Genomic DNA, 20066 nt, shown 5'->3' on the forward strand with positions numbered 1-20066 from the left:
CGGGGCGTGTCCGCTGGATTGGTTTGCGCGGTGGGCTGTTTCCGCGAGTCGACCGGCGTTCCGGGGGTACAACTACCGCATGAATTTCCCGGTGAACTTCGGCTTCGTTCAGGTCGGGTTGATCTTGATCATCCTGATCGGAGTCGCGTTGCTCATCTCCGGGCTGGTGCGGACGCGCCGGGTCGGGATGCGGGCGCTGATCGCGCGCGGCGGCAGCGGATTGGTGGTGTTGCTGGTCGCGGTGCTGTTGCTGTGGCTGGCCACACTGATGCAGACCTATCTCGGATTGACCGGGGAAATCAAAGCGGCGCACGTGGTGGCCAAGCCGGTGGCCGGCCAGGAGCACCTCCTAGATGTCGACCTCACCCTCTACGGCGACGACCAGCACGACGACCAGCACCTGAAGTACCAGGTCGAGGGCGACATGTGGGTGCTGCAGGCGGGCATCGTCGAACTGGAGCCCTGGGTGAACGCGCTCGGCTTCCACTCCGGCTACAAGATCAGCCGGTTGTTCGGCCAGCGCCTGGACGGCGTGTCGCCGACCCAGCACCAGATCTTCCTCAACGACGGCGATCAGGACTTCTTCAACGACATGACGAAGGGCCGCTGGTGGACCGAGCCGTTCGTGCGCTCCGCCTACGGCAACGCGGTGGTCGCGGTACCCGGTGAATACGACGTCTTCGTCTCCAGGGACGCCATCAAAACCCGCGCGCCCGCATAACCCACTCCCGACCGGGCCGACAGCACAGGCACGCCCGGGCAACCACCCCGTCCACACCGATTGGTGCGGCGTCGGTCAGCGCGGGCGGGCCGGCGGGGTACGGTTGAACACCGACCCCAATCCATAGCGTTCAGGAGTTTGTCCGCGTTGAATGTCGAACCACCGATCCAGGCCAAGCTGCTACAGCTCGCCGCTGTCGACGCCGAGCTGAATCGGATCGCGCACCGCCGCACCGTGCTGCCCGAACAGCAGGAGGTGGCCCGGCTCGAGGCCGAGCGCAACGCGCACAAGGATGCCGCCGTCGCCGTGCAGATCATGCTCGACGACCTCGACCGCGACATCCGCAAGCTGGAAGGCGAGGTCGAGGCGGTCCGTAAGCGCGAGGAGCGCGACAAGGGCATGCTGACCGCCGGAACGGTCAACGCCAAACAGCTTTCGGAGATCCAGCACGAACTCGGCAGCCTGGAGCGCAGGCGCTCGGTGCTGGAGGACGAGCTGCTCGAGGTGATGGAAAAGCGTGAGGCCTCCGCCGACGACTACCAGCACGCGGGCGCCAGGCTGGACAAGACCGAGCAGGAACTGGCCGACGCGCAAACCCAGCGCGACGAGGCCCTCGCGGATCTTCAGGTGGCACAGGGCCGTTGCGACGCCGACCGGTCCAAGCTGATCTCGCTGTTCCCGGCCGACCTGATGGCGATCTACGACCGGCAGAGCGCCCAGCACGGTGTCGGCGCGGCACTGCTACAGGCCCGCCGCTGCGGCGCGTGCCGGATCGAACTCGACCGCGGCGAGATCGCCAGGATCGCGAAGACCACCCCGGAGCTGGTCGTGCGCTGCCCGGAATGCGGCGCGATCCTGGTGCGCACCAAGGAATCGGGGCTGTGATCGCCGCGCGGCGGGCACTGCGGTGACCGAGCGCGAGGTGATCATCGAGGCCGACGGCGGTTCGCGGGGCAACCCGGGACCGGCGGGTTACGGCTCCGTCGTCTTCGCCGCCGACCATGTGCGGGTGCTCGCCGAACGTCGCGAGTTCATCGGCATCGCCACCAACAATGTCGCCGAATACCGCGGCCTCATCGCCGGTTTGGAGGCCGCTGCCGAACTCGGCGCCGAGATCGTCACGGTGCGAATGGATTCCAAGCTGGTCGTCGAGCAGATGTCCGGCCGCTGGAAGGTCAAGCACGCGGCCATGATTCCGCTCGCCGACCGGGCGCGCAGGCTCGTCGCGGGTTTCGAGCGGGTGAGCTTCACCTGGATCCCGCGCGCCGAGAACTCACACGCCGACCGCCTCGCCAACGAGGCAATGGACGACGGCACCCTGGTCGATGAGGTGCGCACCGCCCGCGAGGCCGAAAAGCCCACGGCCGCACCGGTTCGGCTGGACCCGGTCGCCTCGGCCGTCGCCGCGCAACCCGCACCGGGCTGGACCGGCGCCACCGGTCGCCCGACCCGGCTGCTGCTCCTGCGCCACGGCCAGACCGAACTCTCTGTGCAACGCCGCTATTCGGGCCGGGGCAACCCGCCGCTGACCGAACTGGGTCGCGAGCAGGCCGCGCGCGCCGCGAAAATGCTTGCCGCCAAAGGCAATATCGCCGCCGTGCTGACCTCGCCGCTGAGCCGGGCCCGCGACACCGCCGAGGCCGCGGCCACCGCGCTGGACGCACCGCTCACCATCCTGGACGGGCTCATCGAGACCGACTTCGGCGACTGGGAGGGGCTGAGCTTCGCCGAGGCGGCCGAACGCGACCCGGAGCTGCATGCCCGCTGGCTGGGCGATCCTTCATTGGCCGCCCCCGGCGGGGAGAGTTTCGACCAGGTCCGGGAGCGGGTGGACGCGGTTCGCCGCGATCTGGTCGGGCTGTATCCGGGCGCGAACCTCGTGGTGGTCAGCCATGTGACCCCGATCAAGACGCTGCTGCAACTGGCGCTCGGTGTCGGGCCGTCACTGCTGTACCGGCTGCACCTGGATCTGGCGGCGCTGTCGATCGCGGAGTTCTATCCGGACGGCGGCTCGTCCGTGCGTCTGGTGAACGACACGTCCTACCTGTAGCAGGCGGATCACCTACTGCTTCAATACATTTAAGGCTGACTTAAAAGTCGGCCATTCGACCAGCTGTGTTCACCCACCCGTCGCCGGATGCTCGGCGACGGTCATCATGGTCTGTCACCGTCTGCCGAGGATGAGTGGTCCTCACTCGCGAGCTCGGGACCTGGAGGTTCCGCCCGGCTTCGCGTGCGGTGGTATAACAGTTGAGTCTCGTCGGCCAGGCAAAACGGCCGCAGCTGGGGTTGGGTGAGGGTGAAAGTCAGTTCGGGCGAACGCTTTTCAGGGCCGCCGCGGAGCCTTGTGGCTCAGGTCTCAATTGCCGATCCGTTGTGGCACAGCGCACAGATGTGTTGTGGACCCACCTACCGCATGTCCATGCTGAGTTAGCTGGCGGATAACCAGCGTCGATGAAATTCCTCTGCGCAGGCGTTTTCGCTTGCCGATCCGGCGACCGCAGATTGTCTCGGGGGCGGTTCCCTCCCCGGTTTTTCGAATAAGGAGAGAAGTGACAACGAAATTCAGATCGATGGCGCTCGCGACAGCGGCCATTGCGTCGGTAGTCGTCGGTGCCGCGGGCACCGCGTCGGCGGCACCCACCGCGGTGCTCGGCGGCAGCTCCGGCATCGCGTTCGACAACGACTCCGTCTGCTCGCTGACCGCGATCGGTCACGACGGCGCGGGCAGGCTCGTCGGCATCACCGCGGGCCACTGCGCACCCACCGGCGCCCGGCTGGTTTCCGAGCGCACGCCGGAAGCCGGCGTGCTCGGCACCGTCGCGTACTCCGACGATGGCAAGGGCCTGGACTACGCGGTCCTGGAACTCGATCCGGCGAAGATCACCCCGGTGCGCACCGTCGGACCGACCACCATCGCGGGCGTCGCCGACGCCCCCGGCCCCGGCGCCACGGTGTGCTCGAGCGGACGCACCACCGGCACCGACTGCGGCGTGGTGTGGGGCGAGCTGGAGGGCACCAGCATCAACCAATACTGCTCGAAGCCAGGAGATTCCGGCGGTCCGGTCGTTGTCGGCGATCGGCTGGTCGGCATGAATCAGGGGCGGCTCACCGGGCTCGGCCCGGTCGGCTTCGACGTGCCGTGCACCAACGCCGCCAACCCCGTCCACTCGCCGGCCTTCTTCCAGCCGATCGTGGTGATCCTCGCCGCGATCAACGCCCAGGGCGGCGTCGGGGCCGGATTCCAGCCCATCTAGTCGACCTCAGGAATTCGCTGCGGCCGCCAGCCCACGCAGCGCGGCCGCGGTGAATTCGTCCAGCGGGTAGAACAATTCGATCGCCAGCTCGGACAGCGTGACGTCGGCGGGTGCGCCGAAGGTCGCCATCGTGGCGAACATCGACATCTCGCCCATCGGCGTCCGGATCCGGATCGGCACCTCGAACGGACCCGGTTGCGCCGCACCATCTTTCGGTTCGTCCGGCGAATCTGGTGGTGCCGGATACCGGCTCACCTCGTCGTACAGCGCCGTCAGCCGCGGATCACCGCTCGCGCCGACCTGCCTGGCGAGCCGCTCCAGGAACAACTCGCGCACCTGGCCGTAGTTGGCCAGCCGCGCGGCCAGCCCGGCCGGATGCAGCACCAGTCGATACACATTCGGTCGCGGCAGCAGCAGATGTTCCGGGACCCCGTGCGTCAGTACACCCATCGCCGCATTGCCGGTAACCACATTCCACCACCGATCGACGACGACGGCCGGATACGGCTCGTGCGCGGTCAGCATCGTCTCCAGCGCGGTCCGCACCGAGGTCAGGCCCGCGTCGTCGAGGCTGCTCTCCCGATAGGCCGGGGCGTAATCGGCGGCCAGCAGCAACGTATTGCGGTCGCGCAGCGGCACCTCCAGCGCCGCGCACAGACGCAGCACCATCGCTCGGCTCGGCTTGGCGCGTCCGGTCTCCATATACGACAGATGCCGTGCCGAGGTGTCAGCCAACAGCGCCAGGTCGAGCTGGCTCAGCCTGCGCCGCTGCCGCCAGTCGCGCAGCAGCCCGCCGGCCAGCGATCGCGTTTCTCCTCGAGTTTGTGCCACCTGAGCAGGCTAATCACCGGCCGCGTCGCGCGGCCATGACCTCTGAGGTTATTGAGACGCTCACCTCACCTCGGCAGGGTGAGGTGCGGGAGCCGATCGGCCCCGCCGTCTCGACCAACAGGAGCTGGACATGAGCACGACCCTTCTGACGACCCAGCCGACGCTGAGCACCGACTTCTTGCGCACCGCCCTGCGGATCGACGGCTGGAGCACCGGCTCGTTCGGCGTCGTCATGCTGGCCGGTGCCATAGTGCTGCGTGACCCGCTCGGCCTGCCCACCGCCTGGTCGATTCCGTTCGGCGTCGCGATGCTAGGCGGTGCGCTCGCGCTGCTGCTCATCGCGGGATCGCCGGAGATTCCGTTCCATCAGGCGGTCGGCGTCGTCGCTGTGAACGCGCTGTCGGCGGTCGGCATGGTGGTGCTCACGGTGTCCGGCCTGATCGAGCTGACCGGTCTCGGCGTGGTGTTCATGTTCCTCGGCGCGACGGTGGTCGCGGTGTTCGCCGCGGTCGAGTTCATTGGCGTTCGCCGGGCCGGATTCTGATTGCGCGACAACAGTTGTCGCGGCCCCCGGTCCGGCCGGTACCAAAAGCGTTTGCGCAGGTAGGCGCCCGGCAAGTAGAAAAATTGGGTGAATATATCGACGATCGACATCCGGCTGTTGACCGCCGACGAATGGACAGTGTTCCGGCGGGTTCGATTGCGGGCGCTGGCCGACACTCCGCAGTTCTTCGGGACGACGTTGGCTGAAGCGCAGGCACGCACCGAGGGGGATTGGCGGGCGGCGCTCGACGATCGGGCGCAGTTCGTCGCCGGCGCCGACGGCGCTGAACTCGGCACGGTTGCCGGCATGCCCGACCCCGAACGTGGTGGCGTGCACCTGATCTCGATGTGGGTGGCGCCCGAGGCGCGTGGCACCGGGGTGGCGGATCTGCTGGTGCGCGCTGTCCTCGACTGGTCTGTCGCGGGCGGGCACCGCGTGGTCTGGTTGGAGTTCGCCGACGGGAATGTCGCGGCCGAACGGCTTTACCTGCGTAACGGTTTCGTGCGGACCGGGGAGAGCGGGTTCGTCCGGCCGGGCGATCCCCGGCTGGAATTCGTGATGGTGCGCAAGCTGTAGCGCGTCGAGTTTGCCGGTGCGGCGCCCGGGTATTCGCTCCCCGATCGAGAGGTGAGGGCATGTCGAAGCAGGGCGCGGCGCGGCGCGTACACCGGCTGGTGGACTGGTCGAGCGGGCCGTCGGTGCTGCGCTGGCGGTCGTGGTGGGGTGTGCTGCGGCGCACCGTGCTGGAGCTGCTGGACGACAACCTCACGGATTGGGCTGCGGCGCTTACCTATTACAGCGTGCTGTCGATCTTTCCCGGCCTCATCGTGCTCACCGCGATACTGGGGGCGCTCGGGCCGTCCGCCACGCAGTCGCTGATCGACACCATTCAGGAGATCGGACCCGGCAGCGGCACCGCGTTGCTCGTCGACTCGCTCGAGCAGCTGCAAGGATCGCCGCAATTGGCGGGACCGTTGGCGATCATCGGTCTTGCCACCGCCTTGTGGACGGCTTCGGGCTACATCGGGGCCTTCATGCGAGCGTCCAACGCGATCTATGACACCACCGAGGGACGGCCGATCTGGAAGACCATTCCGGTGCGCATCGGCTTGACCGCCGCGATGGTGGTGCTGCTCGCGGTGTGCGCCATCGGCGTCGTCGCGACGGGCTCGATCGCCGAACGTCTCGGGCGCTGGCTCGGTGTCGGATCGGCCGGTGTGCTGGTGTGGGACATCGCGAAATGGCCGGTGCTCGCGGTGCTGGTCAGCTTGTTGTTCGCGTTGCTGTACTGGGCCGCGCCGAACGCGCAGCAGCCCGGCTTCCGCTGGCTCAGTCCGGGCAGCATGCTCGCCGTGCTGCTGTGGATCGTCGCCTCGGCCGGATTCGCCGTCTACGTCGCCAATTTCGGCTCCTACAACAAGGTGTACGGATCGCTCGGCGGCGTCGCCGTCTTTCTGGTGTGGTTGTGGATCTCCAATGTCGCGGTGCTGCTCGGTGCCGAATTCGATGCCGAGCTCGCCCGCGGCCGGCGCATCGAACAGGGTTTCCCGCCCGACGAGGAACCCTTCCTGCCACCACGCGACACCAGCGCGATGTCCGACGAGGACACCGAAAAGCACCGGGACGCTGAAGAACACGCGACGTCAGCGGACAGGAGGAAATGATGAGTCGACCAGAACCGCCGGAACGCGACAGATTCCACGAGGTAGCCGACGCGGCTCGCGAAAAGGCCACCGAAGCCGAGCATCTTGCGCAGGAGAAGACCGCGCAGATGCGCCGGATCGCCGAGGAGAAGGCCGCCGACGTGGCGCGACGGGCCGAAGAGAAGGCCGCCGAAGAATCGCGTAACGCGGCGGCCGCGGCGGCTGAGGCGCAGCGGGTGACCGAGGAAAAGGCCACGGCGGCAAGGGAAAAGGCCGCAGCGGCGATCCGGAAAGCCGCGGAGCGAACCGATCAGGCGACGGCAAACGCTAGGGTCGCCACCGACCGGGTAGGTCCCCCCGAACCCGTTGCGGCACAAACGCACTCGCTGGTCGACACGGCACGCAGTCAGCCGGTGCCTGCCGCCGCCCTAGTCGCGCTGGGCGTGTTCGTCCTCTGGCGGGTGTTGCGCCGCCGCTGAGAGTGCGCGAGGTGGCGGCGGTGGTCAGCTCGCGGTCCGAGGTCGACATGCCCGTGGTTAAGCCCTGGACTTGCTCGGGTCCAGGCCAGAGCAATGGCCGCAGTCGGCCCGGCTCTACCGGCATCCATCCAGTAGCAGTCGAATGGTGAGTCGCGGGTCATATTGTGCGTCAACCATTTCCGCGCCCGCACAGATATCGCCGATCGCTCGGAGCAACTGGTAGGCGGTGCAGTCGGCGGTGATCTCGCCCGCGTTCCGCGCGGCGGTGAGCAGGTCGTCGAGCACCGGCACGAGGCGATCGACGAACAGCGCGTGCAGGGTGGCGAAGGCCTCGGCGTCGTTGCGCATCGTGGCGGCGAGGCCGTGCTTGGTGGCCAGGAAGTCGGCGAACAGATCCACCCAGCGGCCCAGCGCGGTGAACGGTGACGGCGTGGTCGCGAGCAGGGTGGGTCCGGCTTCGGCGCAGGCGTCGACCTGATGCCGGAAGACGGCGACGACGAGGTCCGCGCGGGTGGGGAAGTGGCGGTAGATCGTGCCCATGCCGACGCCCGCCGCGGCGGCGATCCGGCGTACGGGTGCGTCCACCCCGTCGGTGACGAAGACCGATGCCGCGGCATCGAGCAGGGCCTTTTCGTTCCGTTGGGCGTCCGCGCGCTTCGCGGTCGTCGGCAATTGCTGGTTGCCTGCACTCACGCGGCGCTCCCTTCCCATGGTCTGCGCCTGGATCGGCCGCAGATTCGGAGCGGTGCTCCGAATCTGAGTCTATCCGGTGTCCATGCCATTAAAACCTGCGCCGGGAAGTCCGCCGCCCGCATCGCCCGCCGACTCCGCCGCGTCGAGGTCCAGCCCCGGGCAACGCGGGGCATACGATACGACTGTGCAGAGCCGCGAAATAAGCTGGCCGCTCGGTCCGACCACCGTATACGGGACGCTGGTGCGGCCCGACGGTCCCGGCCCGTTCCCCGGTGTGGTGCTGGTGGCCGGTAGCGGCCCCACCGATCGGGACTGGAATTCGCCCCTACTTCCCGGGTCCAACGGAAGTGGCCGTCTACTGGCGCAGGCCCTCGCGCAGGCGGGCATCGCCTCGCTCCGCTACGACAAGCGTGCGGCGGGACCCCATGTGCGAGAGAACATTCCGCTGCTGATCGGTAAGATGAGCATGCAGAGCCACCTCGACGAGCTCACCAGCGCGGTGCGCGCCCTCGCGGCCGAGGACTACGTCCGTGCCGATCGAATTTTCGGGCTCGGCAACAGTGAGGGGACGCTGCACGTTCTCAACTACGCGTTGTGCGAACCTGAAATCCCGTTTGCCGGGCTGGTTCTCACCGGGCCTCCTGGACGCGCCGTCGGCGTCGTGGCCCGGTCGCAGTTGGCCGGACAGGCGGCGAAGATCCCCGACGGCGCGGAGTTGCTCGAGCTGTACGACGCGTCGATTGCGCGGTTTATGGCCGGCGTGCCGATTGACCCGGACCCCGCTCTCCCCGAAGACGTTACGAATCTCCTGCGCTCCCTGGAAAGCCCGGCCAACCTGCCGTTCGCCCGCGAGTTGTGGACAGCGGATGCGGCGGCCCCGCTGGGCCGAGTGCGCGTGCCCGTCCTCGTCGTCATCGGCAAGAAAGACGTCCAAGTGGACTGGCAGGCCGACGGCGAGCCGCTGCGGCATGCGGCCAGGGGACGCGAGAACGTGACGTTCCTGTTCCCGGCCGACGCGAACCATGTGCTCAAGCATGAGCCGCGACCCCGTTCCGAGCTGGTTCAGGCCCAGGTCACGATGGGTTACAACGCCGACGACGCCAGCCTGGACCCGGCGGTCGTCACCGCCATCGTGGCCTGGCTGCAAGCCCGGTAGTGGTGTCGGATTCGCTCTGCTAGCGTGAAACTTTGCCAGATAATTGCTGAGCCGTAGTGATGCTACGAGAACCCACTGCGGATCCGCACGAGGATGGGAGTCATGATGCGAGGCATTCTGAAGTTTGCGGCAGTATCGACCCTTCCGCTGGTCGCGTTCGCCATATCCGCTGGTCCAGCAGGCGCGGTGGACCCGGTGCGATTCGAACCCGCGCACATCGACGGTGGACCGGGATGTATGGGCACGGTCTCGGCCGAGGTGTCGGCCAGTCAGGGGCAGCAAGCCCGTGAGTTCGCGGATTTCATCGACAGCACGGCACGGGTGACGGTGAATTTCACGCCCGACGCCACCAATAATCCGTTCGGCTCGATGTCCGCCGCGCCCGGCGGCGGAAACAACTGCGCCATCTCCACGACGGTCACCATGCGCAATCTGAATACCGGCGCGACCATGACCGATACCCGCACGACCCAGTACGACGGCCATTACGGATGGAACGCCGCCTTCTTCACCCTCGACGGCTCCGGTCCCGTCGCTGTTCAGGTGAGCACCAACCCCACCCCATCCGAGCTGACCATCGATGTACCGGCCCCTTACTGACAGCGGGCCTGTCCGGCCACGGTCTCCGTCTCGGTGCGAGATCGGGAAATTCGGATGACAGTGATAGGGCAGGCGGGTTAGTTTCGCCGGGTGAATCGCCAGTGGGTCCTCGTAGAGCGACCGGCAGGCCCGGTCGATGACAGCAACTTCGAGCTCAGGAGCAGCGCCGTCCCGACGCCCGGCCCGGATGAGGCGCTCGTCAAAGTGGTCTGGCTGGCCTTCGACCCGACGCAGCGGGGCTGGCTCAACGACGGCCCGAACTACATGGACCCGGTGCCACTGGGCACGGTGATGCGAGCCGGCGGTGTCGGCCGGGTGGTGGCCTCGCGTAGCGCCGATTACACAGTGGGAGAATGGGTTTGCGGGATGGTCGGGTGGCAGGACTATGCGATCGCCTCGGGTCCAGGGTTGCTCGGGATGAATGTCGTTCCGCCAGGCGTTGATCCGAAGGCGACGCTCAGCATCTTCGGCGCGACCGGGCTGACCGCCTACTTCGGCATGGTCGATATCGGCAGGCCGTCGGCGGGGGAGACCGTGCTGGTGTCCGGGGCCGCCGGCGCGACCGGGTCCGTCGCGGGGCAGATCGCTAAGGCGTTGGGGTGCAAGGTGATCGGGATCGCTGGCGGCACCGCCAAGAGCGCCTGGGTCACCGAGGTCGCTCGGTTCGATGCCTGCATCGACTATAAGGCCGACGATGTCGAGGCGCGGCTGCGCGACTTGGCTCCCGAGGGCATCCACGTGTTCTTCGATAACGTCGGCGGCGCTGTCCTCGACGCCGGCCTGGCGAATATCGCCGAGCGAGCCCGAATTGTGGTCTGCGGCGGCATCTCTTCCGGTTACGAGGCGGGCGAACCGCCTCCCGGACCGCGCAACTATATGCAGCTCGGTATCAAGCGGGCACGAATGGAGGGGTTCATTTTTCTGGACTACCTCGACCGATTCCCGGAGGCATTCGGCCGACTACAGGAATGGATGTCCCAGGGTCAGCTCGTGTATGCCGAAGACATCCAGGAAGGGCTCGAACTCGCGCCCGCCACGCTGCGCGGCCTCTTCGAAGGACGCAACCTCGGCAAGCAGCTGCTCCGCATCGCACCCGATCCGCTGCCATAACGCTGACGCAGGCCGAACACCGTGTCAGGCCAGCATCAGGTCGGTGACAGCCGGGCTGGCGACAGTGTGCACATGAACAACGCAGCCAACAACTCGACCACCTCGACCTGGACCGGCATGGTGCCCGTCGACGACACCGCACTGTCGGTAACCGACACCCGTGGTTCCGGCCGTCCGGTCGTCTACCTCAACGGCTCCTATGCCGACCGGCGGCCGTGGCGGCCCGTGATCGCCGAACTCGGTGACGGCTACCGGCACATCAGCTTCGACGAGCGGGCCCGCGGCAAGTCGCGGCAATCGGCCGACTACTCCTTCGAGGCGTGTCTGCGCGACATCGATGCCGTCCTCGCGGCGACCGGCGTAGACCGGCCGATCCTGGTGGGCTGGTCCTACGGCGCCTTGCTCGCGGCGCACTGGGCTGAGCGCAATCCCGGCCGTGTCGCCGGGGTGGTGTCGGTGGACGGCGCGATGCCGTACGGCTTGACCGGCGAGGAAGGCCGCGAGCGGATCCGAAAGTTGTTCCACCGGATGCGATTTCTGCTGCCGGTGGCTCGTCGGCTCGGCCTGGCCGCGCGGATGAGCGCCGCCGAGCACGCCGACATCAACATCGAGGCCAACGAACTCCACGCCGCCCTCGCACCGGTCCTCGATAACGTGACCTGCCCGATGCGCTACGTCCTGGCCACCGGAGCCAACCTCGGCGGCGGGGCCGATGAGATGGAAGCGGTGCGCGCCTCGCTCGAGCCCGTCCTCGCCCGCAACCCGAACATCCAGGTCAGCGCCAAGGTCGCGAGCAACCACTCGCACGTGCTGCGCAAGGACTTTCGCGCCATCGCGGCCGCCGTCCGGGAGATTGCGGCGGCGCAACAGAGTTCATCCAGCCGATGACCCGCATGCGATGAGTTTCCGGCTCGCCGTAGGTCATTACAGTCGTGCGCACCAAAGCGCACGGTGGGCTTGCCGATAAAGGAGATAGGGCTGTGGCGATTCAGCGAATGGACAACGTGCTCATCGTTGTCGAGGACCTCGACGCTGTTATTGCGTTCTTCGTCGAACTCGGCATGGAGCTGGAGAACAGGGGACCAGTCGAGGGACGTTGGGTGGAACGGGTGATCGGGGTCGACGACGTCCGCCAGGAGGTCGCGATGCTGCGGATTCCGGGCCAACCCGGTGGGGTCGAGTTGGCAATGTTCCACACGCCGAAGGTGATCAGCCCCGAGCCGAAGCACGCACCGGCGAACACGCTCGGCATTCGTCGCATCATGTTCGCCGTCGATGATGTCGACGACGTCGTCGCCCGCCTGCGCGCCCACGGCGCCGAACTCGTCGGCACGATCGAAGAGTACGAGCAGATCTTCCGGCTCTGCTACGTCCGTGGCCCCGAGGGCATCATCGTCGGGCTGGCCCAGGAGCTGAGCTGACGCGCCGTCCGGTGCGCGGGCCAACTCAGCGCATCCGCTGGTAGCGAAGATAGACGACGCGGGAGCTCACGATTCGGGACTCGATCAGCCGCAGGTCGAGTGGTTGGGCGAGCGGCGGAAAATAGGGGGTGCCGTTGCCGAGGATGGACGGGCAAACGAATTGGCGATATTCGTCGATCAGATCCTCGGCGATGGCCGCCGCAGCCAGGCCCGCCCCGCCGATGGACACCACGCCCTCGCACGGCCGGCGGCGCAGGCGGTCGACCTCGGTGGCGAGGTCGTCGGTGGCCAAGCGCGCATTGCCGGTCACCGAATGCAGCGTGCGGGAGAACACCACCTTCGGGATAGCCCGCCAGATCCGGGCGAACTCCAGCTCCGCCTCCCCGGGCATTGTCTGTTCGGCGGTCTCCCACACCAGCATGTCCTGATACACGCCGCGGCCGGCCACATACGCGGCGATGTCGCGGGTCTGCTCGATGTGCAAGCGAAACTGTTCGGCGTCCGGCGCCCCCCAGCTGATGTCGCCATCGGGTCCGGCGATGAAACCGTCCAGCGACACGCTCATCGAGTAGATCACCGGCAGCATCAGGTCCTCCTCGGCGGCTGGATCCCTCGGTCATATAGTGCCGCACCGCATCGCGATCCGCATCGACTTGAGTCTCCATCAGGGGGAGAGGCCAAGCTTGGGGCATGGACGACGAGACACTCTTTCCCATTGGAGCGCTGGCCGAGCGGACCGGTCTGACGGTCAAGACGATCCGGTTCTACGCCGACAAGGGGATCGTCCCGCCGACCAGTCACAGCCCCGCCGGCTACCGCCTCTACGACATCGACGCACTAGCGCGTCTGGAACTGGTCCGGACACTGCGCGAACTGGATATCGATCTGCCGACGGTGCGTCGCGTCCTCGCCCGCGAAACCTCGCTCGCCGAGGTCGCCGTGGCACACGCGGCCGCGCTCGACGCGCAGATCCGGGTGCTGCGGCTGCGGCGCGCGGTGTTGCGGGCGGTGGCGAATCGAGAATCGAAACCACAGGAGATGGACCTGATGCACAAACTGGTGAACCTGACCCAAGCCGAACGGCACCGCTATATCCACGATTTCATCGATGACACCTTCGGCGGCGCCGACGCCAATCCGGCCATGGTGGAGCTGCTGCGCACGAGCATGCCCGACCTGCCAGAGGAGCCGACCGCCGAGCAGGTCGAGGCGTGGATGGAACTGGTACAGCTGGTGCAGGACAACGACTTTCGGGCCGCGGTGCGGCGCATGGCGGAATACCAGGAGCGACAACGAGCCGACGGAGACAGCACTGGACTGCATCATGACCTGACCGAGGCCGTGCGCGCGGAAGTCGGCCGAGCGCTGGCCGCGGGCATGGCACCGGATGCTGTCGAAGCGGCGGCCGTCGTCAACACATTGACCGCGCGCTACGCCGAAACCTTCGGCCGACCTGACGACGCCGACCTGCGGCGCTGGATCGTCGAGCGGCTGGAGGTCGCCAACGACGCGCGGGTGACGCGATATTGGCAGCTGGTGTCGACCATCAACAACTGGCCACCGATGCCGGACCTGGCACCGATCTTCGCCTGGTTCGGCCGAGCGCTGAAAACCCGGCCGCGGGTCTACTGACGGGCGTCACACCCTTCGCCTGACCATTGCGCCAGGCGATCCCGGTTGATCTGAGTGCCCGAGGCGGTGGCCTAAGGCTTGGCCGACGAGGTGATCAGCGGTTCGGCGGTGGCCCCGGAGTCCGGCAGTCCCGCGTAGTCGGGCAGCTCGACGCCGTTGATCGCACGCTCGATCAGCTCGAGGTCCCATTCGACGGCGGGCTCGGTGCCCGGCTCGGCCGCAGGCGCGGGGGTAGTGAGGCTGTGCGCGTGCAGCCGGCCGATCTCCTGGTTCGCCTCGACGAACGAGCGCATCCGCGCCTCGTAGGCGGCGAACCCGGCCTCCGGGTCCCAGCCTGCGGCGGCCAGCTCGCCGGCCAGCAGGTAGGCGCCGACCAGGGCCAGTCCGGTGCCCTGCCCGGACATCGGCGACGCGCTGAACGCCGCGTCCCCGAACAGTCCCACCCGGCCGCTCGACCAGCGGTCCATCACCACCTGGGCGACCTGGTCGAGGTAGAAGTCGGGGGTGTCGTCCAGGTGCGCGAGGATGTCCGAAGTCAACCAACCCAGGCCGGCCACCCGCTCGCGCAGCAGGCGCTTCTGGGCGGCAATGTCGCGGTAATCGACCTCGAAGTCGGCCGAGGGGAAGGAAAACATGGCCATCGCCCGGGTGGCGTCCCGGATGGGCCGCAGCATGGCCGAGCGCCCGGACTCCTGGTAGTCGATCAGCCAGCGGTCCAGCCCGAACTCGTTGGGCACGCTGTAGAAGGCCAGCACCAGCCCGAGATGGCGGACGTACTGCTCGCGCGGCCCGAAGACCATGCTGCGCAGCGCCGAGTGCAGGCCGTCGGCCCCGATCACCAGGTCGAAGCGCCGGCGGTCGCCGCCTTCGAAGGTCACGTCGACCCCGTCCGCGTCCTGGGTGAGCTCGGTGATCCGGTCGTTGAAGAGGTACTCGACATCGTCGCGGGTGTCGTCGTAGAGCACCTGGGACAGGTCGCCGCGCAGGATCTCGATATCCGCGATGTACCCGTCGCCGCCGTCGTCGTCCACGCGGAAGGTCTCCAGCACGTTCCCGTCCGCGTCCACGGTGTGCGCGCCCGCCGTGTCGGTGCAGGCCGCGCGCACCGCCGCGTCCAGCCCCATGCGCCGGATGACCTCCTTGGTCACCCCGCGCGCGTCCACCGCCTGCCCACCGGGACGCAGCTCGGGGGCGCGCTCCACCACGGTCACCTCGGCGCCGCGCCGGTGCAGCCAGTGGGCCAGCGCGGGCCCGGCGATGCTCGCGCCCGCCACCAGCACCTTGGGACTGCTCACCGCACCCACCTGCGCACCCGTCCGGACCGTCTGCTCGTGTGCGGGGTTGCCGACGCTCATCTTTGCCTCCTGTGTTTCTTTCCGTGCTGGATGATCCCAGCACGGGCCGCCGCTGTCGGTCGGTGTATTCAGAGGTATCGACGGCGGATCCGCCCGAATTTCATCGGTGCGGCCGAGATCGTGAACGCCCTGAACCCGGTGCGGACCACCTGGCTGGTTCGTAGACAGGCCTCGGGCAATACGAAACCCCCTGTCGGACAGGCTATCCGACAGGGGCTCGAGTTCGATCGGGTGGCTACTTCTCGCCGTGCCGTCCCGGTGCGGCGCTACCGCTGTATTCGCCGAGGTCGGAGACCAGCTTGGTCAGTTCCGCGTCGTTGTCGTAGCGACGCTGGTGCAGTTCGGCGATCTTCTCGGCCATCGCCGGGTCCGCGTCGTCGGTGATGTCGAAGGAGGCGAACTTGTCGACCAGCGGCAGACCGACGCGGTCGGTGTTGCGGTGCGCCGGGTGGATCAGGTACTCCCAGTAGCCTGCCAGGTCCTCGATGACGAAGACCGCGCCCCACTGGTACTCGCCGCCGAAATCGGGGCCGACCACGAAGGACTTCACCGAGGGAATGGTCCGTCCCTGGTTGCGCAGGCTCTCGAGGGCTGCTTCGACCGCTGCGGGGGTGGCGTCGGCGCGGAGGGTGAAGCGGTTGCCGTGGTAGATCATTTCTTTCATCCTTCATTCGGGCGAGCCGCAGGTGTGCGGACTCGATACTTGTTGCGGAATTTGCGTGTGTTACTTGGCATTACGGACCAGGGGCAGCGCGATCACCGCGCCTACGGTCATGGCGATCCCGGTCCAGAGGAACGCGCCGCCGATGCTGGTGAGCTGGATGAGTGGCGCGACGATCAGCGGGGAAACGAACTGGCCGAGGAAGATTCCGGTGACCAGGCCGCTGAGGATCCGGCCGCGAGTGGCCGCCGGTGCGAGATCGCTCAATCGCAGGTTCAGGTTCGGGACGGCCAGGCCGACGCCGACGCCGCCCACGAGCAGTCCGGCCGCCACCTGCGCCACCGTGCTCGCGGTGCCGACCAGCATCCAGCCGATGCCGAGCAGCGCGATGCTGGCGGCCGTGAGAACACTCGGCGACCAGCGGCCGCGCAGCGTCGGAAAGGCAAGTGCGCCACCGACACTGCTGAGCGTCGTCGCGGCTATCACCGCACCGACCAAGGCCGGACCGATGTGCAGTTCCGCCAGCAGGAAGGGCAATTGGGTGGGGGCCATGTAGAAGGCGAGCGTCACCAGGAAGGCGAGCAGGTAGAGCCCGGCGATCGGCCGGAAGATCGGTGACCGCGGACCAGCGGCGTCGAGAGCCGGTCCGGATACCCTGTCGCGCCGCTGTTCTCGCAGAGCGAGCAGCGCGAACGGCAGGATCACGGCGGAGACACCATAGATCCAGAACGGCAACTTCCAGTTCGACGCGGCAAGCAGACCGGCCAGCGGCAAGAAGACGACACCGCCGATGCTGGCGAAAGCCTGTTGCAGCCCAAGGAAAGTCGCCCGCTTCGGTCCCTCGAACCAGTCGGTGATGATGGCGCTGATCGCCGTCATGATGCCGCCGACCGCGACACCGACCAGGGCTCTGGTCACCAGCAGGACACCGATGCTGTCGACGAAGAACCCGGCCGCTCCCGCCACGGCGTACAGCGCGAGACTGCCCACCAGCAGCGGTTTACGCCCGATCCGGTCGGCGGCCATGCCCGCCAGCGGCGCGCTGAGGCCGATCGCCAGCGACGTGACGGTCAGCACCAGCCGCACCAGCACATCCGCGCCCGCTACCGCCGAGAATGCCGCGCGCATGGCGGGCAGGCTCGGCGCGATGACGGCCGGACCCATCACCGTCAGCGTCGCGGCGGCCAGCACTGTGGCGCGGGCGATGCGCGCCGGCGTGGCCAGCTGTCGCTCCACCGCCTCGTAAGGTGCCGCGCTCATGGTGTTCCTCCTCGTGTCCGGCAAGTCGTGCTCGCTTGCTGACATCGAGATTTCCATCCGCGCACCGGCATTCGCGTCGGTGATTTTCACCTAGATACGTAGTCGAGCGGCGGTTAGGTAGGTGCGGGGGTGCCCCAGGCGGGAGTCGAACCCGCTGGAGGCCGCTTTAGAGGCGGCTGCTCGGCCGTCGAGCATCTGGGACTGAGAGGTGACCGGCAGTTGCCGGTCACCTCATGATGACCGATCAGGCCGCGTCCGGATCGTCGATCCGGTCGCGCAGCTCGGCGTTCGCGGTACCGGTCCTGGCGGCTCGGTACTCCTCGGCCGTCAGGGATCGCCCGAGTTCGTCGAGCGTCCGCAGCACGAACCGTTGCGTGACGACGCGGCGGTTCAGCACGTCGAGCGCGGCGGCCTGCCGCCACACCTTGCGCTGCAGCCAGCGGGTGGCCGTGGGCAAGTCCCCGTCGAGTTGGGCGCGCAGCGCGTCCCGCTCGGCGGCGAGCTCGACGAGTTGGGCGCGCGAGGCGCTCAGCTGAGCATCGATGGAATTAGTCATTTTTCACCTCCCCTCGTTCAGGGAAGGCGAGAGGGAGGTGGGCGACCAGCCGATGGGCGGCCGGTTCGAACGCGGCAGCCGTCAGCGCACCGTCGAGATCGGGCTCGTGGACCCGGATCAGCCGGTGACCAGCAGCGGCGGCGTCGGCACACAACCAACCAAGAGACAGCTCGTCAGATGCGGCGAGCACCACCAACACGTTCGAAGTGGCGTGCCAGTCATCGATTACGTCGGGATACGCGACGGCAAAGTCGAACGCGGCGTGTGACGCCTGCGCAACCTGTGTCCCCGGCGCCAGGTCGGCGCGAGTCACCAGGTAAAGGCGGAGAGGAACCTAACGATGTGGCACGAGAGCCATGATAGTCCAGCGGGGTCTACGGCACACGTCCATTTTGCTCGGTGCTGGGTGCGGTCGTGGGTCGGACGTTCCGACGCTGCGGTTGCCGGTATCGAATGCCAGAACCCAAGGGCCGCAAACTATTCGCTGTAGTCGTCGGTCACATCTCGCACTTCCGGGTCCGCATGGGATCGGGCACGATCGACGAGTTGTCGCAGCAGGGATTGCCCCCAGCGAAACTGACCTTCCCATCCGGAATCTTCGCAGGTCCGAATATGTCGACGTACGGTGAACCGGACAGGCTGGTCCACCTTCAACGGATGGGAACCACATGCGCCTCGATCGTGCTCGAACCGTCGCTGTGCTCGCCGCTTGCGCGATAGCCGCCGGAGCTTGGGTTGCCGCGGCGCCCGCGGCCCAAGCCGACCCCGTCGGCAGCTGCATCAAGGCGTCGAAGACGTACGAAAAGTTCAAGAAATGCTACGAAGAGGCCACAAAAGATGAAGCTGGCGACGAGTCCGGCAACGGCGGCAACCAAACATGGAGCCAAGCCGGGAATGCCGGTAATCAAGCAGGAGGCCAGTCCGGGAACGCCGGTAACCAGGCAGGGGGCCAATCCGGGAACGGCAGCCAAGCTACGAATCAGGGCAACAACGCCGGCAACGGTGGCTAGATAGGCTCAGTGGTCGCCGAACTGTTCACGAACCAACCAGCACAACCGGTTTCGGCTTCGGGTCGTTGAACGGTTCGGCAGGCCGGGGGCGTCCTCGGTGTAGTCGGTCTCGGCCACGGTGTGGCAGCGAGCCGGTCAACGGGGCCCTTGCTGATTCAGGCGTTCGAAGGTGTCGGCGTTGGTCAATGCGGCGTGGGCCCAGGGCAATTCGATCAGCTGTGGCGGTGCGTCGGGGTGCGGCGATCTGACCGCTTGGTCGTTGATGACGTGCCACAGTGTCTCCAGCTTGCCGTGCCGGAGCAGGCCGGTGAATGAGGCGATCGAATCGCCGGTGGCGGAACTGCGAACGAAGGCGAAGTTTATGCAGTTGCCGAGGTGGAGGCCGGTCACCGGGACCTGGACACCGGCGAAAGAGCTGTCGCCTAATGCCGTCTCGAATGTGCCGGTAATCGCGCCGCCACTGTCGTCGGTGACGACGAGGGTGCTGCCGTACTGGTTACGCCACATACCGATCCAGCTGTGCCCTGTGTCCGAGTTGGCCATGGTTGTGACAACGGCTCCGGGTTCGATGGCATTCCCGTGTGGCCGCGGCTCGAATTGGTCTGCGGGGCACAGAATCTCCACACGACAACCGCAGGGCCGCCACAGTGCATGGTTATTGTCTGACACCATGATCAAGAACCGGCCGTTGTTGTTTGCAGGGATCTACATAGTCGGCTCGATCTTCATCGGACCGGCGATCGCCGTGGCCGGATACGTGATCACCCCGGCCAACGGCGACTACTGCGATGTGGGCCCGCACGGCAGCGCCGGGCAGCGTGACCGGGATTACGCGTTGCTAGAAAGCATTCAGACCACGGGTTCGATAATCATGCTCGTGGTCGGATTGCTCCTGCTGATCAATCTGTGGGCGAATCTCCGCCGCATGGACTGGTTATCACTCCTGCTGGCCACCACCGGGCTCCTCGTCATGGCGGCCGGGTATCGCCTCGTGCTCATGGTGGGCATGGCCCCAGACACCAGCTGCTTACCACCGACGTCCGGGTCCTAACCATGCCCCGCGACGGTCAGCCTGTCGTGAACTGTCATGTGACCGTTCGAAATCCGGTTGCGACAGCGCGAGTGGTGGCGTGACAC

24 protein-coding genes are annotated in these 20066 nt (G+C 67.2%); 15 read left to right on the plus strand and 9 right to left on the minus strand.

What is annotated here, in order from left to right:
• Positions 1-79: 79 nt before the first annotated feature.
• The 4 genes from ACIBCN_RS02370 (at position 80) to ACIBCN_RS02385 (ending at position 3978) form a co-directional block, all read left to right on the plus strand.
• The gene (locus ACIBCN_RS02370) at positions 80-721 is read left to right on the plus strand and encodes a hypothetical protein (protein WP_396989660.1); all 642 of its coding nucleotides are present in this window, start codon (positions 80-82) and stop codon (positions 719-721) included.
• Positions 722-868: 147 nt separating this feature from the next.
• A complete protein-coding gene (locus ACIBCN_RS02375) occupies positions 869-1606 on the plus strand; it encodes a zinc ribbon domain-containing protein (RefSeq protein ID WP_396990160.1) in 738 nt (245 codons plus the stop codon).
• Positions 1607-1628: 22 nt separating this feature from the next.
• Positions 1629-2771: a bifunctional RNase H/acid phosphatase gene (locus tag ACIBCN_RS02380; protein ID WP_396989661.1), complete on the plus strand. Its 1143-nt coding sequence runs from the start codon at positions 1629-1631 to the stop codon at positions 2769-2771.
• 502 nt (positions 2772-3273) lie between these two features.
• Positions 3274-3978, plus strand: a complete 705-nt coding sequence (locus ACIBCN_RS02385) for a S1 family peptidase (RefSeq protein ID WP_396989662.1) — start codon at positions 3274-3276, stop codon at positions 3976-3978.
• Positions 3979-3984: 6 nt separating this feature from the next.
• Here the strand turns inward: ACIBCN_RS02385 and ACIBCN_RS02390 are convergent, their stop codons facing one another.
• Complete coding sequence (locus ACIBCN_RS02390) at positions 3985-4809, minus strand: helix-turn-helix domain-containing protein (RefSeq protein ID WP_396989664.1); 825 nt, start codon at positions 4807-4809, stop codon at positions 3985-3987.
• 130 nt (positions 4810-4939) lie between these two features.
• Here ACIBCN_RS02390 and ACIBCN_RS02395 point away from each other — a divergent pair, with 130 nt between their 5' ends.
• From ACIBCN_RS02395 to ACIBCN_RS02410, 4 genes are all read left to right on the plus strand, one after another.
• Positions 4940-5353 carry a hypothetical protein gene (locus ACIBCN_RS02395; protein WP_396989665.1) on the plus strand — a complete coding sequence of 138 codons (414 nt, stop codon included), beginning with the start codon at positions 4940-4942 and terminating at the stop codon, positions 5351-5353.
• An 87-nt stretch (positions 5354-5440) separates the two neighbouring features.
• A complete protein-coding gene (locus tag ACIBCN_RS02400) occupies positions 5441-5929 on the plus strand; it encodes a GNAT family N-acetyltransferase (protein ID WP_396989666.1) in 489 nt (162 codons plus the stop codon).
• A gap of 59 nt (positions 5930-5988) precedes the next feature.
• On the plus strand, positions 5989-7017 hold the full coding sequence (locus ACIBCN_RS02405; protein ID WP_396989667.1) for a YihY/virulence factor BrkB family protein: 1029 nt from the start codon (positions 5989-5991) through the stop codon (positions 7015-7017).
• A complete protein-coding gene (locus ACIBCN_RS02410) occupies positions 7017-7475 on the plus strand; it encodes a hypothetical protein (RefSeq protein WP_396989668.1) in 459 nt (152 codons plus the stop codon). The genes ACIBCN_RS02405 and ACIBCN_RS02410 overlap by 1 nt, the downstream gene beginning before the upstream one ends.
• A 114-nt stretch (positions 7476-7589) precedes the next feature.
• On the opposite strand, the gene ACIBCN_RS02415 is transcribed toward ACIBCN_RS02410, so the two are convergent.
• Complete coding sequence (locus tag ACIBCN_RS02415; RefSeq protein ID WP_396989669.1) at positions 7590-8186, minus strand: TetR/AcrR family transcriptional regulator; 597 nt, start codon at positions 8184-8186, stop codon at positions 7590-7592.
• Positions 8187-8352: 166 nt separating this feature from the next.
• On the opposite strand from ACIBCN_RS02415, the gene ACIBCN_RS02420 reads away from it, so the two are divergent.
• The 5 genes from ACIBCN_RS02420 (at position 8353) to ACIBCN_RS02440 (ending at position 12455) form a co-directional block, all read left to right on the plus strand.
• Complete coding sequence (locus tag ACIBCN_RS02420; RefSeq protein ID WP_396989670.1) at positions 8353-9324, plus strand: alpha/beta hydrolase family protein; 972 nt, start codon at positions 8353-8355, stop codon at positions 9322-9324.
• Positions 9325-9426: 102 nt separating this feature from the next.
• Positions 9427-9924 (plus strand): hypothetical protein, encoded by a 498-nt coding sequence (locus tag ACIBCN_RS02425; protein WP_396989671.1) that lies wholly within the window; start codon positions 9427-9429, stop codon positions 9922-9924.
• Between the two features lie 90 nt (positions 9925-10014).
• A complete protein-coding gene (locus ACIBCN_RS02430) occupies positions 10015-11034 on the plus strand; it encodes an NADP-dependent oxidoreductase (protein WP_396989672.1) in 1020 nt (339 codons plus the stop codon).
• Positions 11035-11106: 72 nt separating this feature from the next.
• Entirely contained in the window at positions 11107-11922 is an 816-nt protein-coding gene (locus ACIBCN_RS02435) for an alpha/beta fold hydrolase (protein WP_396989673.1), read from the plus strand.
• 92 nt (positions 11923-12014) lie between these two features.
• Positions 12015-12455: a VOC family protein gene (locus tag ACIBCN_RS02440; protein WP_396989674.1), complete on the plus strand. Its 441-nt coding sequence runs from the start codon at positions 12015-12017 to the stop codon at positions 12453-12455.
• Between the two features lie 25 nt (positions 12456-12480).
• Here ACIBCN_RS02440 and ACIBCN_RS02445 read toward each other — a convergent pair whose 3' ends face one another.
• The gene (locus ACIBCN_RS02445; protein WP_396989675.1) at positions 12481-13041 is read right to left on the minus strand and encodes a dihydrofolate reductase family protein; all 561 of its coding nucleotides are present in this window, start codon (positions 13039-13041) and stop codon (positions 12481-12483) included.
• Positions 13042-13145: 104 nt separating this feature from the next.
• Between ACIBCN_RS02445 and ACIBCN_RS02450 the strand changes: the two genes are divergently transcribed.
• On the plus strand, positions 13146-14087 hold the full coding sequence (locus ACIBCN_RS02450) for a MerR family transcriptional regulator (RefSeq protein WP_396989676.1): 942 nt from the start codon (positions 13146-13148) through the stop codon (positions 14085-14087).
• A gap of 71 nt (positions 14088-14158) precedes the next feature.
• Here the strand turns inward: ACIBCN_RS02450 and ACIBCN_RS02455 are convergent, their stop codons facing one another.
• The 6 genes from ACIBCN_RS02455 to ACIBCN_RS02480 all read right to left on the minus strand — a co-directional run bounded on the left by ACIBCN_RS02455 (position 14159) and on the right by ACIBCN_RS02480 (position 19472).
• Entirely contained in the window at positions 14159-15442 is a 1284-nt protein-coding gene (locus ACIBCN_RS02455; protein ID WP_396989677.1) for an FAD-dependent monooxygenase, read from the minus strand.
• Positions 15443-15677: 235 nt separating this feature from the next.
• Positions 15678-16097 (minus strand): Dabb family protein, encoded by a 420-nt coding sequence (locus tag ACIBCN_RS02460; RefSeq protein ID WP_396989678.1) that lies wholly within the window; start codon positions 16095-16097, stop codon positions 15678-15680.
• Between the two features lie 69 nt (positions 16098-16166).
• The gene (locus ACIBCN_RS02465) at positions 16167-17363 is read right to left on the minus strand and encodes an MFS transporter (RefSeq protein ID WP_396989679.1); all 1197 of its coding nucleotides are present in this window, start codon (positions 17361-17363) and stop codon (positions 16167-16169) included.
• A gap of 244 nt (positions 17364-17607) precedes the next feature.
• A complete protein-coding gene (locus ACIBCN_RS02470; protein WP_396989680.1) occupies positions 17608-17919 on the minus strand; it encodes a hypothetical protein in 312 nt (103 codons plus the stop codon).
• Positions 17912-18232: a hypothetical protein gene (locus ACIBCN_RS02475; RefSeq protein ID WP_396989681.1), complete on the minus strand. Its 321-nt coding sequence runs from the start codon at positions 18230-18232 to the stop codon at positions 17912-17914. The genes ACIBCN_RS02470 and ACIBCN_RS02475 overlap by 8 nt, the downstream gene beginning before the upstream one ends.
• Before the next feature lie 832 nt (positions 18233-19064).
• Positions 19065-19472: an avidin/streptavidin family protein gene (locus tag ACIBCN_RS02480; protein ID WP_396989682.1), complete on the minus strand. Its 408-nt coding sequence runs from the start codon at positions 19470-19472 to the stop codon at positions 19065-19067.
• A gap of 127 nt (positions 19473-19599) precedes the next feature.
• Between ACIBCN_RS02480 and ACIBCN_RS02485 the strand changes: the two genes are divergently transcribed.
• Positions 19600-19980 carry a hypothetical protein gene (locus ACIBCN_RS02485; RefSeq protein WP_396989683.1) on the plus strand — a complete coding sequence of 127 codons (381 nt, stop codon included), beginning with the start codon at positions 19600-19602 and terminating at the stop codon, positions 19978-19980.
• Positions 19981-20066: the final 86 nt, after the last annotated feature.

Origin of the sequence: Nocardia sp. NPDC051052 (genome assembly GCF_044456045.1) — a bacterium.
GTDB lineage: Bacteria > Actinomycetota > Actinomycetes > Mycobacteriales > Mycobacteriaceae > Nocardia.

What these genes read in the sequence shown, in the direction of transcription:
- ACIBCN_RS02370 (WP_396989660.1), top strand. Translation starts at nt 80, where the DNA reads ATGAATTTCCCGGTGAACTTCGGCTTCGTTCAGGTCGGGTTGATCTTG.
- ACIBCN_RS02395 (WP_396989665.1), top strand. Translation starts at nt 4,940, where the DNA reads ATGAGCACGACCCTTCTGACGACCCAGCCGACGCTGAGCACCGACTTC.
- ACIBCN_RS02405 (WP_396989667.1), top strand. Translation starts at nt 5,989, where the DNA reads ATGTCGAAGCAGGGCGCGGCGCGGCGCGTACACCGGCTGGTGGACTGG.
- ACIBCN_RS02410 (WP_396989668.1), top strand. Translation starts at nt 7,017, where the DNA reads ATGAGTCGACCAGAACCGCCGGAACGCGACAGATTCCACGAGGTAGCC.
- ACIBCN_RS02415 (WP_396989669.1), bottom strand. Translation starts at nt 8,186, where the DNA reads ATGGGAAGGGAGCGCCGCGTGAGTGCAGGCAACCAGCAATTGCCGACG.
- ACIBCN_RS02425 (WP_396989671.1), top strand. Translation starts at nt 9,427, where the DNA reads ATGATGCGAGGCATTCTGAAGTTTGCGGCAGTATCGACCCTTCCGCTG.
- ACIBCN_RS02435 (WP_396989673.1), top strand. Translation starts at nt 11,107, where the DNA reads ATGAACAACGCAGCCAACAACTCGACCACCTCGACCTGGACCGGCATG.
- ACIBCN_RS02445 (WP_396989675.1), bottom strand. Translation starts at nt 13,041, where the DNA reads ATGCTGCCGGTGATCTACTCGATGAGCGTGTCGCTGGACGGTTTCATC.
- ACIBCN_RS02450 (WP_396989676.1), top strand. Translation starts at nt 13,146, where the DNA reads ATGGACGACGAGACACTCTTTCCCATTGGAGCGCTGGCCGAGCGGACC.
- ACIBCN_RS02455 (WP_396989677.1), bottom strand. Translation starts at nt 15,442, where the DNA reads ATGAGCGTCGGCAACCCCGCACACGAGCAGACGGTCCGGACGGGTGCG.
- ACIBCN_RS02460 (WP_396989678.1), bottom strand. Translation starts at nt 16,097, where the DNA reads ATGATCTACCACGGCAACCGCTTCACCCTCCGCGCCGACGCCACCCCC.
- ACIBCN_RS02465 (WP_396989679.1), bottom strand. Translation starts at nt 17,363, where the DNA reads ATGAGCGCGGCACCTTACGAGGCGGTGGAGCGACAGCTGGCCACGCCG.
- ACIBCN_RS02470 (WP_396989680.1), bottom strand. Translation starts at nt 17,919, where the DNA reads ATGACTAATTCCATCGATGCTCAGCTGAGCGCCTCGCGCGCCCAACTC.
- ACIBCN_RS02480 (WP_396989682.1), bottom strand. Translation starts at nt 19,472, where the DNA reads ATGGCCAACTCGGACACAGGGCACAGCTGGATCGGTATGTGGCGTAAC.
- ACIBCN_RS02485 (WP_396989683.1), top strand. Translation starts at nt 19,600, where the DNA reads ATGATCAAGAACCGGCCGTTGTTGTTTGCAGGGATCTACATAGTCGGC.